Genomic DNA, 15687 nt, shown 5'->3' with positions numbered 1-15687 from the left:
AATCGTTATCCTTTTTGCTCTGCATGCAGGTGCTTTACCTGACTGTATTGAAAGAAAATCAATGGCACGATGAGTAATAAAACCATCACACAGGTTACAGCCGCTGCCATAGGCCAATCTGCATTATTAAAAAACTCATTCCACATGACTCTACCCATCATGAGGGTGTTAGCTCCACCTAACATTTCAGGTACCACATACTCTCCTACTGCCGGAATAAATACCAGCATGGCACCAGAAACCACACCTGTCATAGATAGAGGTAAGGTTACTTGTCTAAACGCCGTAAAGGGCCGCGCACCCAAATCATAAGCCGCCTCTAATAAACGCAAATCTAATTTCACTAAAGTGGCATACAAAGGCAAAATAAAAAACGGTAAATACGCATAAACTAAACCTATATACACTGCTAAATCAGTACGATAAATCTCTAAAGGTACATCCGTAATACCAGCCCACATTAATACATTATTTAAAATGCCATCATTACGTAAAATACCCACCCATGCATAAACCCGTAATAATAACGAGGTCCAAAAAGGTAAAATCACCGCCAACAATAAATAATTACGTGTAGCTGGATTAGATCTAGCGATGTAATACGCCATGGGATAGCCGATCAGCACACATATTAATGTAGTGATGGCCGCCATTTTAACGGAGCTTAAATACGTGGCTATGTATAGATTGTCAGTAAATAACAAAATATAGCCACGTAAGTGCAGCATTAAATTTAAGGTTTCATCTGTGTAATCAAGCAGTGGCGTATACGGAGGTATGCCAAACTGCAGATCCGCAAAACTGATTTTAAAAACCAATAAAAACGGAATGAATAAAAAGAGAAATAACCAGACAAACGGGGCGGCAATAATAAGCGTACGCCCCGATGGTTTTAATGCAGAAAGATTCAGCTTTTTCATGAGGCTAATACCGTTGCGCTATCAGCAGACCAAGACACATACACCTCATCTTCTACAGCAGGTGCATCCGCTTGAGTTAATACTGAAGTGGGCATATTCGCTTCCATTAACATGCCACTATCTAAACGAATTTGATAACGTACATAGCCGCCCATCCAGGCCACATGCGTGACTTCACCCCGCCCCCAGTTGTGTTCTTGAGAAGGTTTCTCATGACTGACGTGAATTTGTTCAGGGCGTACTGAAACGTGCACTTCCATGCCTAGCGGCTCACTAATACCGTGATCCACATGTAAATGACTACTTAAATCCTCACTTTGAATTTCTACGTGATCGGACTCATCTACCACGATTTCACCAGTGAATAGATTAGTGGACCCAATAAAACTAGCCACAAACCGAGAATTAGGAAAGGTATACACATCATAAGGCGTGCCACACTGCTCTATTTGCCCTCCCGTCATCACGGCAATACGATCTGCCATGGTCATGGCTTCTTCTTGGTCGTGCGTCACCATCATGCAGGTCACTCCTACCTGCTCTAGAATTTTCACAAGCTCCACCTGGGTTTTTTGACGAATCTGCTTATCTAAGGCAGACATAGGTTCATCTAAAAGCAATAGCTTTGGTCGCTTCACTAAACTACGCGCCAAGGCCACCCGTTGCTGCTGACCGCCCGAAAGCTGACTAGGTTTGCGACGCGCAAAGCCAGCCATCTGCACCAAATCCAAGGATTCAAACACGCGCTCATGGATTTCATTAGCAGCCACGCCTTCTTGTTTCAAACCAAAGGCCACATTGGCTTCCACCGTCATGTGCGGAAATAAGGCATAGGATTGAAACATCATATTGACCGGACGCTTATAAGGCGGCAAATCGGTGATATCTTCATTATCAAGATAAATACGCCCTGAGGTGGCTTCTTCAAAGCCCGCCAACATACGCAGTAGCGTCGACTTTCCACAACCTGAGCTGCCCAAGAGCGCAAAAATCTCATGACGTTGCACGGATAAATTCACCGATTTAACGGCTACCGTATCACCAAAAATCTTGACAATATTTTCTACACGCACAAACTCATCTTCATCGCCAACCCAAGAAGAGCCAGCGGAGCGATTCTCTAACATCGAATATTCCTATGCCTTAAAGATGCAATAATTAACGGCCAGACTTCAACTCAGACCATAACCGAGTCTGTAAACGCTGAATAGCTAAAGGTTGCGGTTTAATAATAAATAACGTTTGGGATACCTCTTGTGATGGGTAAATCATCGGATTATTTGCCACCTCAGGATTTACAAACTCACGTGCGGATTTATTAGCATTGGGAAAGAACATAGTATTTGTAATGGCGGCATGCACTTCTGGGTTTTCTATGTAATTAATGAAGGTATGAGCAGCCTCCACATTCTTAGCACTTTTAGGAATTGCCATCGTATCAAACCACACCGGCGCACCGCCTTCAGGGATGTAATAATCCACTTTGTAATCTTTGTTCGCTTCACGTGCGCGATGTGCTGAAATCATCACATCACCAGAAAAGCCATACACCATGCATAAATCACCGGCCGCCAACTCATCAATATATCCCGAAGAACTAAATTGACGAATAAAAGGACGAATGGTTTTTAGCAGCTCCAAAGCTTCTTTGTAATCCTCAGGTTCAGAGCTATTGGGATCTTTACCCATGTAATGTAATACTGCTGGAAACACTTGAGCCGCTTCATCGAGCATAGAAATGCCACAACTTTTGAGCTGTTCAGCATTTTCAGGCTTAAACAGCATGTCCCAATTTCCTAGCTCAACCTCATCGCCAAAAACTTCCTTAACGCGCGTCACGTTATAGCCCAAACCATTAGTACCATACCCCCAAGGGATTAAATACTCATTGCCCGGGTCTACATCCGCTAATACCGCCATCAGGTCAGGATCTAAATGCTCCCAGTTTGGAATTTTAGATTTATCGAGTTTTTGAAATATGCCACCTTCGATTTGACGAGCGGCATAATGCGTTGAAGGCACAACCACGTCGTAACCTGATTTGCCGGTTAACAATTTGGCTTGTAAGGTGTCATTATTATCAAAGGTATCGTAGCGTGCTTTAATACCGGTTTCTTTCTCAAAGCCGGAAATGGTATCGGGCGCAGTATATTCAGCCCAGTTATACACATTCACCACATTTTCCTGCGCGTGTGCAGCTGTTAATGCAGCTGTTAATGCAGCCCCAACAAAAAAAGACTTGGCTATGCTGAAGTTCATAGTTGTGAACCCCTTTAAGAAAAATTTAATGGAAAATAACTAGGCGTGGCTTAGAGCAGCTGATAGGCATGATAAAACTCTTCAAACCATTGCAACCCTATATCACCCCGCACTTTAATTAAGGATCTACGCAGACGCAAGACGTTGTTTAGCCGCTGTTTGCTATTTACTACATTGAGAATTTTGGCTTTATCAAAATCAATTAAATGAATTTGCTGCTGCGCATCAATCAGAATATTAAATACGTTTAAGTCAGCATGCCATACACCGGCATCATGCATTTTTTTGACTACGAATGCAACGGCTGAGGCATTGGTTTTCTCTAGCTGATGAGCAATGGGTAGCGCTTCTGGGATGCGCTCTACAATGATTGCGGCCTTATAACCCAAAAACACACGCTCCCATAGCGCCGCTAAGGGCACAGGCACCGCTACCTGCCTGTTGCGCAGATGCAACAAAACGGCAAACTCAGCCCAAGAACGGGTGCGCTTAGCTCCCATCCAAAAATAATACCGTCGTACGAACTTAGCAATTAAACCACCGCGCCTATAGTGCCTTAATATCGCTTGCTGGCCGTTGTGTTTGATAAACCAAGCCGCATTGCGCCCTCCTTGAGTGACGGCTTGAGCCTGCAGGTTTACATTTTCAGGGTCAAACAACGCCGGTTTAGGCTCTGTGGTGAATCTAGGATTATAACGAATGCCGTCTGCATCAATAGTACGTATAGAAGAATTTCCCATGGCTTAAGGTTGTAAGCGGGCTACCGCATCCTCAATACGATCTACCGCCCAAATTTCTAAACCTTCTATAGGCTGCTTAGGTGCATTTGCCTGCGGAATCAAAGCAATGGAAAACCCCAGTTTAGCCGCCTCACGTAAACGCTCTTGGCCACGGGGTGCTGGGCGTATCTCACCTGCTAAACCTACCTCACCAAATATCACTAAGCCCTTAGGTAAGGGCCTATTATTTAAAGACGACATAATGGCTAATAGTACCGCTAAGTCAGCCGCGGGTTCTGTAATACGCACGCCCCCTACCGCATTCACAAATACATCTTGATCATGCGTCACAATACCTGCATGCCTGTTCATTACCGCCAACAACATGGCTAAGCGCGCCCCTTCTAAGCCTACCGATAAGCGACGTGGGTTCGGCACATGAGCAGTATCAACCAGCGCTTGAATTTCGACTAACAAAGGCCTCGTGCCCTCTTGGGTAGCCATCACACAGGAACCAGCTACGTCCTGCTGATGCCTAGATAAGAATAAGGCGGATGGATTACTGACTCCACGCAAACCTTTATCTGTCATAGCAAATACACCTAACTCATTCACGGCACCAAAGCGATTTTTAAAAGCCCGTACTAATCGATAGGAGGATTGACTATCGCCTTCAAAATATAAAACGGTATCTACAATATGCTCTAACACCCGCGGCCCTGCTAAAGAACCGTCTTTGGTCACATGGCCAATGAGCACTATTGCAATACCATGTTGTTTTGCCAAACGGGTGAGCTGCGCCGCACATTCACGCACCTGAGATACTGAGCCAGGAGCCGCACTTAACTGGGAAGAATAAAGCGTTTGAATAGAATCTATTACTGCCACCTTAGGTTGGCGCTCTAAGAGAGTGGCCGTAATATGCTCAAGCTGAATTTCAGCTAATAAATCCACACCTTCAGTGGGCAACTCTAAGCGCCGCGCACGCAAAGCCACCTGTTCCGCCGATTCTTCACCCGTTACATACAGTACCGGTACCACCGAGGCTAAGGAAGACATAGCCTGTAATAACAGCGTTGATTTACCTACGCCGGGATCACCGCCTATCAATATAACGCCCCCATCCACTAAGCCACCACCTAAAGCTCTATCTAATTCACTCAAACCCGTAGGCTGACGCGGCACTTCACGCGCTTGTATATCAGAAAGACTTTGGACTGGAGAAGCTCCCGCTAAAGATTGATAGCGGTTTACTACGCTCTTTACGGCCGCCGCCGGTTCTATGACAATTTCTTGTAAGGTGTTCCACTCTTGGCATTGTGAGCAACGCCCTTCCCAACGCGGGCTCTCGGCGCCGCACTCGGTGCACACAAAGGCGGTTTTTGCTTTTTTAACGGCTTTTCTGGTTACCATAATTCGTTTTTCTATCTTCCAATTAAACTGCTGCCACCATCAATAATAAGCTCTTGGCCCGTAATATGCCCTGCTGCTGGACTAAGAAAAAAGGCGACTGCTGCGGCAATTTCATCTGCTTGTGCTAAACGGCCCATGGGAATACGCTGCAGCACCTCTTGCTCACATTCACTGTGCTCAGGGCAATTTTGCCTAAAAAATGCTGTTTCAGTGGGGCCTGGCGCTATGGCATTCACCGTGATGCCATGGGTTGCTAACTCCAAGGCCCAGGTTTTGGTGCAGCTTAATAAGGCCCCTTTAGCAGCGGAGTAACTGGTGCGATCATAGGCACCATGAGCCGCTCTACTGGTAATATTAATAATACGCCCTTCTTGGCGTGATTTCATAGAGGGAATAAAGGTTTGCGTGACTTGCACTGCAGCGCGTACATTCAAATCAAACACCTCATACAGGGAGGCAATATCCACTTCACCTATAGATTGAGGCCTAACGGTGCCCACATTATTTACCACGGCATCAACCGGGTATTTCTCACGCAACATGCGTAACACCTCCTCGGTTAATCCAGCATCAGTAAAATCACAAGCATAAAGATAGCCGGGGAAATCAATATCTTGCGTATTACGCGCCAAACCCACTACGTGTGCGCCTAAATCGGCTAAATGTTGGCTAATAGCCCAACCTATACCCTTAGTAGCACCTGTTACAAGCACACATTTATTTTTCATCAAGATGTTGCGCGAGATACCCCGGACTGAAAGTCGGGGAGGGATAGCGCGTTGGCGTAAGCCAACCTGGTTCTCGCTTCTCCGTAGTTAATTGCTATCCGATCTAAGTGAATATCCGTAGCCATCGCTACGTTGAATAAGGGTGCAGTATCGATGGCTGATGCCTTGAACTAGCCCCTCTGCGGTTTGAATATTAAAGCTACCTGAAGCCCTAACAGCAACGCGACCCATATACACGCCAACCTTCTTGCCTTTCGTGACGATCGCCTTAACCCTATCACCCGTTTGAAAGCCATGAATTCGTTTTTGCCGTGTTAAATAGCCTCGCGGGAAGCCAAAACGATTAAGGCGTGTGCGTTGATAACTGCCGCGCCCAGTGGCTTTAATCGCTAACGTCGGTTTTTGCCACTGCTCCACATGATCCACTTGGCCCACACATACGGCATCTAAGGCATGCGTCTTTGGAATAGCGAGTCGTGAGCGATTGCACTTCGTTAAGCCGCCAGACCCAGTGCGTACAGTCAACCCGGTTGCTTTGAGCGCATTAAAGAGCTGCCATCGCGTGGCGTTAACCGCAGCCGCATCGCGTAACGGGCGTTTTGCTTGGGCTTGAATTTTAGTTAAGCGTTTAGGGTCTTTGGCCAAGAACAGCGTGATGTCTTGCGCGGCCTTTTTTAGGTTACACGGTGCACACGCGAGCGTTAAATTGCTGACGCGATTCGAGCCGCCACGCATTTGAAACCCGCGATGTATCAACTCAAACAGGTTTAGTACGTGCGCTGTAGTTATTATCTCGCCCGTTTCCGCGTCAATGGTGTTGCTATTGCGAACCAACGCCAGCCCTGATGTTTTACTGCCAGGGTCAATCTTAAGCTCTAACGGTTGTAACTCACTTTGCGCCACCTCTCTATCAATCAAGCGAATCGTAAAGGGGATCAATCGATGCACCCTGGCTCGCCCTCGCGCCAAAAGCAGTCTTGCTCGCTTCTCGGAGCACGGCATCAAGGGCACTTGGCGTCTATCTATTACAAAAACAGCCATGGCTATTTTCTCCTACTGGTTGCCCTTACGGGCCTAGTGACGGAGGCTTACGCCTCGCTCCCCTCGACAAGGTTGATGTCCCGCTAGATGCCTAACGCACCCTGCGGTAGCCCGTTTCGTGCCTACCCGAGGCGTGTCTGCGGCTACCGCTTGCAGCGCGTGGAACTGAGGAAGCATTCCACGGTGCGTCTTGAACGTAACATCAACGTAGCGCCACGACAGCGCTGAGTCTGGTCAATCTAGGCAAGCACAGAGTGACTCTGGCATGCCTCGCCTTTAGGGCGGGGTTATTGACGCGTTTTTCCCTATTTCTATTAGTTTGAAATCACCCGGGGCACACGTAGCGCTACAGCACATAGTAATTCATAACCAATGGTACCTGATGCTTGAGCCACTTCATCTACACTAGGCCCTCCTTGCCCCCATAACACTACCTTAGCACCTATCTGTGCCTCTTCAATATGGGTTAAATCTACCATTAACATATCCATAGAAACACGCCCTACTAACTGAGTGCGCTGACCATTGACAACCATAGGAGTACCGCTAGGCGCATGACGCGGATAGCCATCGGCATAACCACAAGCCACCACCCCTATACGCATGGCTTCAGTGCTAATAAAACTATGCCCATAACCCACTCCCTGATGGGCTGCTAAATGACGAATGCTGATAATTTCAGCATGTAAACTTTGTACTGGCAATAATTCTAAATCTTGGGCAGATACCCCAACAAACGGCGAGGCACCATATAAGCAAATGCCTGGGCGCACCCATTGCTCGTACTGGCCTGATAAGTGTTGTTGTAGAGTACCGGTTAATGTACCTGCTGAATTACATACACTTATGCGCCCCGGTAATTGATCGGTATACTCATTAAAACATTGCAATTGCTGATAAGTAATACTAGGATCATCATCGGCACGGGCAAAGTGGGTCATTTTACCCAAGGTGCCAATCACTCCCTGTTCTTGTAAGGCGAGTAACTGTGTAAAGGCTTCCTCAAACTGTTCTGGCGCAAAACCTAACCGGTTCATACCCGTATTAATTTTAACCATTACATCTAATGGATGACTCAAACTTTTAGCATGTTGCTGTAAAAGTGTAATTTGATGGCTGGTATGTATGACTACTGTAATGCAATGCTGATTAGTAATTGCTAAATCTTCTACATCAAAAAATCCTTCCAAGAGCATCAGTGGTTTTTTCCAACCTAGTTCTCTACAGCGCACTACTTCCGCAATATCTAACATAGCTAAGCCATCCGCCTCAGCAAAGCCTTGTACTGCCTCATCTATGCCATGACCATACGCATTGGCTTTAATTACCGCCCAAACACGAGGAGTTGGCCGCTTTAAGGGCATAACCTGCTGCTGTAAATTTGAACGTACTTGCGCTAAATTATGACGCATAGCCGGGATAGAAATGTGAACCGAAATAGGACGAGGCATACTACAACCCAATTATTGATCTATGAAAAATGCTGAAGGAAGGCGAGTGAACGCACTTAACAAAGATAATAACCTACGAGTACCTTATAATTAAGCTCATGTCTGTAGATCATTACGAAAACTTCCCGGTGGCCTCTTGGCTTATGCCTAAGCACCTACGCCAACCTATTGCCCATATTTATTGGTTTTCACGCCATGCTGATGACATCGCCGATGAAGGTGAGCATAGTGATGCGTGGCGCCTCACACAGCTTCAAGGTTATAGAGAAGCCTTAACTCAAATTGAAGCGGGACAATTGCAGTTTAGTGCGAATGATGACCGTTATGCTATCTTCGCTCCTTTACTTCCGGTCATCAAAACAAATAAGCTTCCCATAAACCTGTTTACCGATCTACTTACCGCCTTTGAACAAGACATCCGCGTTAAACGTTATGAGGATTACAAGCAACTGTACGAGTATTGCCAACACTCCGCTAATCCAGTAGGACGTATTTTATTGCATTTGTATCATGAACTCAGTGCAGACAGTTTGCAGATGTCAGATGCCATTTGCACTGCCCTACAATTAACCAATTTTTGGCAAGATGTGGCCATCGATTGGCAAAAAGACCGCGTTTATATTCCCCTAGAACAACTACAGCACTACGACCTAGATGAACAATACATAGCCTCCCGCTATGCGCATGAACCCACAACTGCCGCACAAGATCTACAATGGCAACGCCTAATGCAAGCACAAGTGCAATCCACGCGTGAACTATTTCATCGTGGAAAGCCGCTAGCTAAGCGCTTGCCTGGCCGTATAGGTTTAGAGTTACGCATGATAGTATTAGGTGGCTTACGCATTCTAGAGCGTTTAGATCAAGTAAACTACGATGTATTTCAGGCAAGACCAAAACTAGGCAAAGCCGACTGGCTACTATTAGGTGGCCGCCTTTTGACCACGCGATTTTAATTACAGAGAAAAATGAGTCCAGACGAATATTGTCAGAATAAGGCAGCCCAAAGTGGCTCCAGTTTTTATTATGCCTTTTTGTTTTTACCTCCTGAGCGTCGCAAAGCCATTACGGCTTTATATGCCTTTTGCCGTGAAGTCGATGATGTAGTGGATGAAACTTCAGAATCCTCCATAGCGCGTATGAAGCTAGTGTGGTGGCGCGAGCAAGTTAACGCTCTCTACCATAACCCAAAAGAGGCCACGCATCCGGTGATGTTAGCCTTAGCTCCTCACCTGAAGACGTATGATCTGAAAATGACAGAATTACTTGCTGTTATTGATGGCATGGAAATGGATTTAGAGGAAGTACGCTATCAAACGTGGGATGAGCTACGAGATTACTGTTGGCATGTGGCCAGCGTAGTGGGAATTTTATCAGCAAAAATCTTTGGTCAAACCACTGAAAAAACCACTGATTATGCCGTCAAACTGGGATTAGCCTTTCAGCTTACAAACATTATTAGAGATGTGGGTGATGACGCGCGCAGGGGGCGTATTTATTTACCCATGGAAGAATTAGAGCAGTTTAATGTACGCCCTAATGAAATCTTAGACGCCATGCACAGTGATAGGTTCGAGGCGCTTATGGCCTATCAAACCGAACGTGCCTATGGTCTGTATAAAGACGCTGCCCTTGCTCTGCCCGAACAAGATCGCCGTGCTCAGCGCCCGGGTTTACTCATGGCCGCTATTTATTATGCCTTGCTAGAAGAAGTAGCACGCGATAAATGGCAAGTACTTGATCAACGCGTGTCTTTGACGCCTATACGTAAATTTTGGTTAGCTTGGAAGACTTGGGTAAATGGCGGTAAAGGACTACTTAAACGATTAGGGCGATGAAAAAAAAAGTTGCAGTTATTGGTGCGGGCTGGGCTGGAGCGGCGGCGGCTTGGCAATTACATAAAAACGGTCATTGCGCTACGATTTTTGAAGCGTCTCATACGATAGGAGGCCGTGCCCGCAAGCACAATTCCACCCTACTATCACAAGTAGTGGATAACGGCCAACACCTACTACTAGGTGCCTACTCATCGACGTTGGCTCTTATGCAAGAGCTAGGTATAGACCCAAAACAAGCGTTTTATGGCTTTGACTTAGATATACATAGCGCCGATGATAGTTTTAGATTTAAAACCGCCCCTCTACCTGCGCCCTTGCATTTACTGGCTTCTTTATTTACAGCCAAAGGGCTAAGCCTCTCAGAGCGTTTACCCCTTCTTCGTTTACAAAGCTATTTAATAACTAAACGCTGGCAAGTGCCTGCCGCTATGACGGTGAAAGAACTATTAATACACAATAAACAACCGCCGGTATTAATTAATAAACTGTGGGTTCCTTTGTGTATAGCCGCCTTAAACACTCCTATAGAAACCGCTTGCGCCCAGCTTTTTTCCAATGTGTTACGTGACAGCCTAGGTGGCAGTCGTAAAGACACCCAAATGCTCATTCCTTTACGTAATATGAGTGATTTGTGGGCGGAATCCGCCCTGCAATATGCAGATGTGCGCTTAGGTCATGCAGCCAGACGGCTCACAGCTATCTCAGAGACACAATACCGCATCAATGAAGAGGAAGACGTGTTTGACGCGGTGATTATTGCTACTAATGCGCCCCCCGCCGCCCGTTTATTAAAATCATTAGCCTCAGAGCAAGAGCCAAACGCAGCACAGCAGCAATTACTTAATGCCTTGCAGGCCTTTGAATTTAATCCTATTGCCACCTTGTACTTACAGCCAGAATCCGCATGGAAAAACCCGCACCCTATGCTCATGCTGGAAGAGGATATGAATGGTTTAGCGGCGGGTCAATGGGTGTTTAATCATGCTGCCCTACCAGCTAGTGAATTCAAAAACATTATTAGTGTGACCATTAGCTACGCCAATAGACTGCACGGCCACAGCAAAGAATTAATAATGGATGCCATTATTAAGCAAGTGAACTACCAAGCACAAATCCCACTTCCCCCCATTGTTGCCAAAGAGCTTATTACTGAAAAACGCGCAACCTTTGTAGCAAAAACCGGCATAGAACGTCCTAAGATAAATACACCCTGGACAAGAATTAAATTAGCGGGAGATTGGGTGCAAAATGATTACCCAGCGGTACTAGAAGGGGCAGTTCGCAGCGGTATAGCCGCTGCGAACGCCATTGATGATGAAGCTTATTAGGCCGTCCGCTTATTAAGCATGCTGCGCGTGCTTTTCTACATAGGCACGTACCTGTGCCACGTCAGCATCCATTTCCACTACGCGCTGGGGTAAATCGCTTAAATGCTGCAAGTGCTCTGGTACCGGAGCCGACTGTCCAATAGCCTCCTCAATCGTTTCAGAGAACTTGGCAGGCAAGGCGGTTTCTAATACCAGCATAGGAATGCCTGATTGCACAAAGCCCTGCGCCACTTTCACCCCATCTGCTGTGTGAGGATCGATGAGCACACCGGTTTCTTCATAGGTTTTAGCGATAGTCTGTACGCGATTAGCGTGTGCACTCTGCCCTGCTACAAAACCATACTCACTTTCGAACACAGGGAGCATGTGGCTAAGATCAAAATAACCTTGAGTGGTTAACTGCTGCCAAAGTGCGCTGAGTTTTTCTGCATCACGCCCGACCAAATCAAACACAAAACGCTCAAAATTAGAGGCTTTAGAAATATCCATAGAAGGACTAGAAGTGGCGTAGGTATTTTCTGAACTACGTGGTCTATAAATACCCGTGCGGAAAAACTCTTCTAAGACGTTGTTTTCATTAGTGGCCAGCACTAAGCGCGCAATAGGTAAACCCATTTGGCGGGCAATATGCCCTGCTAAAATATTACCAAAATTACCAGATGGCACAGCAAATGACACCTTTTGCTCTGCACTGCTGGTAACACGTAACCAACCCCAGAAGTAATACACCACTTGAGCGGCAATACGAGCCCAGTTGATGGAGTTTACTGCGCCTAAGTGCATGGATTGCTTAAAGTCTAAATCGCCAGCCAACTGCTTTACAATATCTTGGCAGTCATCAAATACCCCTTTGACGGATAAATTATGAATGTTTTCATCTTGTAAAGAGTACATTTGAGCCCGCTGAAAAGCACTCATGCGGCCATGTGGTGACAGCATAAACACATTGACACGGCTTTTGCCACGCAAGGCATATTCTGCCGCTGAGCCGGTATCGCCAGACGTAGCCCCTAAGATATTGATATAAGCATCACGTTTTTCTAGAACGTACTCAAAGACTTGCCCTAAAAACTGCATGGCCATGTCTTTAAAAGCTAAGGTTGGGCCTTGTGATAAACCTAACAAACTCATATCGTCTTGTAAGGGTTTAACCGGTACCATGGTATCGCCTACGAATAACTCCGGGTCATAAGCGGCTTTCGTTAACGCCCGTAAATCGTCTGCAGGAATATCGGTGATAAATAACGATAATATCTCAAAAGCTAATTCATCATAAGACAAACTACGCCAGGCCTTTAAGGTAGCTTCTGAGATTAAGGGATACATCTCAGGCACAGCTAAACCACCATCAGTAGCTAGGCCTTCCAATAAAATATCGCTAAACGGTTGGGGCGACATGCCACCACGGGTAGAAATATAATTCATTACAAACTCTCTACGCGTAAGCGTGTTACGGGGGAACGCACAAAATCTAAGTTTTGTATTTTTAACATAGCGCTATCAATATCGCCTTCCCGTGCTTGGTGGGATAAGAAAATAATATCTGTTTCACTATTCACAGCAGGCTCTTGAAACATAGAGCTGATGGAGATATTAGTTTCAGCTAATAAACGTGATATATCAGCTAACGCCCCGGGGCGATCTTCTACGCGCAAACGTAAATAATACGAAGACTGCACCTCAGACATGGGCAATATGGGTGTATCTGCTAAGGCATCTTGTTGGAAGGCTAAATAAGGCACGCGACTGGCATGATCGGCATCTATAACTCGTGTTACGTCAACCAAATCAGCCACTACAGCTGAAGCGGTGGCTAATTCACCGGCACCCGCGCCGTAATAAACGGTAGGACCTACGGCATCGCCTTGTACCATGACGGCATTCATAGCTCCTTGCACATTCGCAAGCATACTCACCGAGGGTACTAAAGTAGGATGCACGCGCAGCTCAATGCCGTTTTCACGTGCGCGGGTAATACCTAACAGCTTAATGCTATAGCCCAAACGTTCAGCGTGTGCAATATCATCTGCAGCCAGTGAAGTAATGCCTTCTATGTGCGCTTGACTAAACTGCACGGGAATACCAAAGGCCAGTGAAGCCAACAGGCTCAACTTATGGGCTGCATCTACGCCTTCAATATCAAAGGTAGGATCAGCCTCAGCAAAACCCAGTTCTTGGGCTTCAGTTAAAGCCTCGGCAAAAGACAAACCACGGCTACGCATTTCGGACAGGATGAAGTTTGTGGTGCCATTAATAATACCTGCTACCCACTCAATACGATTAGCACTTAAGCCTTCACGCATGGCTTTAATAATAGGAATACCACCGGCTACAGCGGCCTCATAAGCCACCATAACGCCTTGCTGTTGTGCGGCCTCAAAAATCGCATTGCCATGCATCGCTAATAAAGCTTTGTTTGCGGTTACCACGTGCTTGCCTTCGACAATGGCTTCCATAATCCAGTCTTTGGCTAAGGTTTCCCCACCAACTAGCTCTACCACTACGTCTACATCTGGGCTGCGCACCACTTCCATCGCATCGGTAGTGAGAAATACCTTGGCCGCATCATCGCCTAATAAGGCCTGTGCTTTTTCCATATCGCGGGCGGCCACTGCCACCACCTCTATGTCTCTGCCCGCTCTACGAGTGATTTCATCCGCATTTTGAGTGAGCACTTTCCAAGTACCACCACCCACTACACCTAAACCTAATAACCCGACTCTAATTGGCTTCATTTCAACAACCCGTCCTTTCGGAACATTTCTCTAATGCCACGTACCGCTTGGCGTGTACGCTGCTCGTTTTCAATTAGCGCAAAGCGCACGTAATCATCACCGTACTCACCAAAACCAATACCCGGCGATACAGCAACCTTAGCTTCTTTTAGCAAACGCTTAGAAAACTCTAATGAGCCTTCTTTAGCATAAAAATCTGGAATCTTCGCCCAAATATACATAGAAGCTTTGGGGATATCTACCATCCAACCAATCTCATGCAGCCCTTTGGCTAATACATCACGTCTACGCTTATAACTTTCAGTAATTTCAGCCACACAATCTTGCGGCCCCTCTAGGGCAGCAATGGCGGCTACCTGTATAGGTGTAAATGTGCCGTAATCATGGTAGCTTTTAATACGCGCTAAAGCATGGACGAGTTTTTCATTACCCACCATATAGCCAATGCGCCAACCTGCCATGTTGTAACTTTTACTCATGGTGAAAAACTCAACGGCCACATCACGCGCCCCTTCCACCTGTAATATAGAAGGAGCTACATAACCATCAAAGGTAATATCGGCATAGGCTAAATCATGTACCACTAGAATATTATGTTCACGCGCTAAAGCGACGATGCGTTCAAAAAATTCTAAGTCAACACATTGGGCGGTAGGATTACTTGGAAAGCCTAAAATCATCATTTTTGGCTTAGGAATAGCCTCGCGTACCGCCCGTTCCACTTCCTCAAAAAAGTCCACTCCTGGCACCATAGGCACTGAGCGGATATTAGCACCAGCAATCACAGCACCATAAATATGAATAGGATAACTGGGGTTTGGTACTAAAACCGTATCCCCATTATCTAAAGTGGCCAGCATTAAATGAGCGAGGCCTTCTTTAGAGCCTATGGTTACAATGGCTTCAGTGTCTGGGTCTAACTTGACCTGATAACGGCGGTCGTACCAGTCAACAATAGCTTGACGTAGACGTGGAATACCACGAGACACGGAATAACCATGTGTGTCTGGGCGACTTGAGGCTTCGACCAGTTTGTCTACAATGTGTTGTGGTGTGGCGCCATCAGGATTACCCATCGACATATCAATAATATCTTCGCCGCGACGACGCGCCGCCATTTTAAGTTCACCCGTAATATTAAATACGTAAGGGGGCAAACGATCTATGCGAGGAAAGCTACTCATGGGATTCCTTAGATGTGCAAAAATAAATAAAGGGAAAAAAATATTAAAAAAATCGACTAAACGACAAGTCT

The 15687-nt window shown here is 46.1% G+C and carries 14 protein-coding genes; 3 read left to right on the top strand and 11 right to left on the bottom strand.

Going from position 1 to position 15687, the window contains the following annotated elements; genetic code table 11:
- Positions 1-5: 5 nt before the first annotated feature.
- The 8 genes from AC2UZJ_RS10985 to alr form a co-directional block, all read right to left on the bottom strand.
- Positions 6-920, bottom strand: coding sequence for an ABC transporter permease subunit (locus AC2UZJ_RS10985; protein ID WP_486950200.1), 915 nt, complete (start codon positions 918-920; stop codon positions 6-8).
- On the bottom strand, positions 917-2047 hold the full coding sequence (locus AC2UZJ_RS10980; protein WP_486950199.1) for an ABC transporter ATP-binding protein: 1131 nt from the start codon (positions 2045-2047) through the stop codon (positions 917-919). Before AC2UZJ_RS10980 ends, AC2UZJ_RS10985 begins: the two co-directional genes overlap by 4 nt.
- 31 nt (positions 2048-2078) lie before the next feature.
- A complete protein-coding gene (locus AC2UZJ_RS10975; RefSeq protein WP_486950198.1) occupies positions 2079-3179 on the bottom strand; it encodes a polyamine ABC transporter substrate-binding protein in 1101 nt (366 codons plus the stop codon).
- A gap of 50 nt (positions 3180-3229) precedes the next feature.
- Positions 3230-3919 (bottom strand): 3-deoxy-D-manno-octulosonic acid kinase, encoded by a 690-nt coding sequence (locus AC2UZJ_RS10970; RefSeq protein WP_486950197.1) that lies wholly within the window; start codon positions 3917-3919, stop codon positions 3230-3232.
- A gap of 3 nt (positions 3920-3922) precedes the next feature.
- Positions 3923-5311 (bottom strand): DNA repair protein RadA, encoded by a 1389-nt coding sequence (radA, locus tag AC2UZJ_RS10965; protein ID WP_486950196.1) that lies wholly within the window; start codon positions 5309-5311, stop codon positions 3923-3925.
- A gap of 11 nt (positions 5312-5322) precedes the next feature.
- Complete coding sequence (locus tag AC2UZJ_RS10960; RefSeq protein ID WP_486950195.1) at positions 5323-6039, bottom strand: SDR family oxidoreductase; 717 nt, start codon at positions 6037-6039, stop codon at positions 5323-5325.
- An 87-nt stretch (positions 6040-6126) separates the two neighbouring features.
- Entirely contained in the window at positions 6127-7080 is a 954-nt protein-coding gene (locus AC2UZJ_RS10955; protein ID WP_486950194.1) for an RRXRR domain-containing protein, read from the bottom strand.
- A 314-nt stretch (positions 7081-7394) separates the two neighbouring features.
- On the bottom strand, positions 7395-8531 hold the full coding sequence (gene alr, locus AC2UZJ_RS10950) for an alanine racemase (protein ID WP_486950193.1): 1137 nt from the start codon (positions 8529-8531) through the stop codon (positions 7395-7397).
- Between the two features lie 98 nt (positions 8532-8629).
- On the opposite strand from alr, the gene hpnC reads away from it, so the two are divergent.
- The 3 genes from hpnC to hpnE are packed head-to-tail and all read left to right on the top strand — an operon-like array spanning position 8630 to position 11697.
- Positions 8630-9487 carry a squalene synthase HpnC gene (gene hpnC, locus AC2UZJ_RS10945; RefSeq protein ID WP_486950192.1) on the top strand — a complete coding sequence of 286 codons (858 nt, stop codon included), beginning with the start codon at positions 8630-8632 and terminating at the stop codon, positions 9485-9487.
- A gap of 12 nt (positions 9488-9499) precedes the next feature.
- The gene (gene hpnD / locus AC2UZJ_RS10940) at positions 9500-10369 is read left to right on the top strand and encodes a presqualene diphosphate synthase HpnD (RefSeq protein ID WP_486950191.1); all 870 of its coding nucleotides are present in this window, start codon (positions 9500-9502) and stop codon (positions 10367-10369) included.
- Positions 10366-11697 (top strand): hydroxysqualene dehydroxylase HpnE, encoded by a 1332-nt coding sequence (gene hpnE / locus AC2UZJ_RS10935; protein WP_486950190.1) that lies wholly within the window; start codon positions 10366-10368, stop codon positions 11695-11697. Before hpnD ends, hpnE begins: the two co-directional genes overlap by 4 nt.
- Positions 11698-11709: 12 nt before the next feature.
- Here hpnE and thrC read toward each other — a convergent pair whose 3' ends face one another.
- Genes thrC through alaC form a run of 3 tightly spaced genes read right to left on the bottom strand, consistent with a single transcriptional unit; the run spans position 11710 to position 15616 of the window.
- Positions 11710-13122: a threonine synthase gene (gene thrC / locus AC2UZJ_RS10930; protein ID WP_486950189.1), complete on the bottom strand. Its 1413-nt coding sequence runs from the start codon at positions 13120-13122 to the stop codon at positions 11710-11712.
- Positions 13122-14432, bottom strand: a complete 1311-nt coding sequence (locus AC2UZJ_RS10925; protein WP_486950188.1) for a homoserine dehydrogenase — start codon at positions 14430-14432, stop codon at positions 13122-13124. Before AC2UZJ_RS10925 ends, thrC begins: the two co-directional genes overlap by 1 nt.
- Entirely contained in the window at positions 14429-15616 is a 1188-nt protein-coding gene (alaC, locus tag AC2UZJ_RS10920; RefSeq protein ID WP_486950187.1) for an alanine transaminase, read from the bottom strand. The genes AC2UZJ_RS10925 and alaC overlap by 4 nt, the downstream gene beginning before the upstream one ends.
- Between the last annotated feature and the right edge of the window lie 71 nt (positions 15617-15687).

It is taken from the genome of Paenalcaligenes sp. DL 309 (assembly GCF_057475285.1).
Note: the sequence above shows the minus strand (reverse complement) of the source record. Positions and strands in the feature narration are given on the sequence as shown.